The organism is Enterobacteriaceae endosymbiont of Donacia piscatrix (assembly GCF_012569525.1).
GTDB lineage: Bacteria > Pseudomonadota > Gammaproteobacteria > Enterobacterales > Enterobacteriaceae.
Window position 1 is genome coordinate 259,446 of record NZ_CP046200.1, and the last position, 1,340, is coordinate 260,785.

The following is a 1,340-nucleotide window of genomic DNA, read 5'->3' on the forward strand; positions in this document are numbered from 1 at the left end:
CGATCGGATAAAAAATATTAATTTAAAAATAAACATTTATTAAAATTACAAACTTACTTTTTTCTCAATTAAAATAAAAATTAATGAATATAGAATAATAATAAAAAAAATTAAAATTTTTATAGTAAAAAATAAAGATATTATATATATGCCTAAAAAACTATAACGAAAACCAGATATAATATATTAGGATTTATCTTTAACATTTTTTTCCAAAAGAAAGATAGAAACTTAGTATTATAAAAAAAATCACCTAAAATATGTTAAAGGAGTTAATATAACTGTAGGAATAAAATTAATATCATCAAAATTTTTAGCAAAAATAGCATTTAATAAACCAAATAAAAAAAATAAAATAGATGTTAAAAATATAAAAATTATAAAAAATAACCATTAATATATATGTAAAGATATAAAAAAGTAGAAATAATAGTTAAAATTATATAAATAATTATATTTCTTAAAATATCTCCCCTAATATATTCTAAAATAATAATATTACTAGGTATTGGAGTTATCAATAATTCTTTTATAGAACGATTAAATTTAGCTTTAAATAAAGATGATGCAACATTATAATATGAATTATTAATGATGCTTATCATAATTAATCCAGGTGTAATAAATTGTATATAATTAAAACTAGATATTTTGTTAATATTTATACTAATAAAATTACAAAATACTATAAAATATAACGATATTGTTATAATAAGAAGTATTAAAGTTTGTATCTAAATACGAGTAAATCTATTTATTTTTTTTTATAATAGTGAATAATGCAATTAAATACGGATATATTATTATTGTTATAATTTTTTATAGTTAAAATTTAATTAAAAATAAAATTTATAAATAATTTTTTTAATCTATTGTATTTATTTTTTAGACTAATAACTTGAATATTTTATTTTGTTAATTGTATAAAAATATTATTTAAATTTTGATTTTTAAAACTGAAATTTTTAGTTTACAACTATTAATAATTTTGTATTTATATCTATTAATTTTAAGAAAAATTTTATTTTTACTTATATAATTTAATATAAATATTTCAAATTTTAATTTATTTAATAATTTATTCATAATACAATTTTCTATTAATTTACTATTATTAATGATACCAATATGGGTCACATAAAATTCAGCTTCTTCTAAATAATGAGTTGTTAAAATAACAGTTATTTTTTTTCGTTATTTAATTTTTTTAAAAAATTTCATATATTATAACGTAATTCAATATCAATACCGGAGGTAGGTTCATCTAAAATCTAAAATTAATAATTTAGGATTATGAATTAATGATTAAATAATCATTAAACGTTGTTTAATCCTATTTG

The 1,340-nt window shown here is 14.6% G+C and carries 1 pseudogene; it reads right to left on the reverse strand.

Annotated elements, in window-relative coordinates:
- Positions 1 to 45: 45 nt before the first annotated feature.
- Positions 46 to 758 (reverse strand): annotated as a pseudogene (locus tag GJT96_RS01240) (ABC transporter permease).
- Positions 759 to 1,340: the final 582 nt, after the last annotated feature.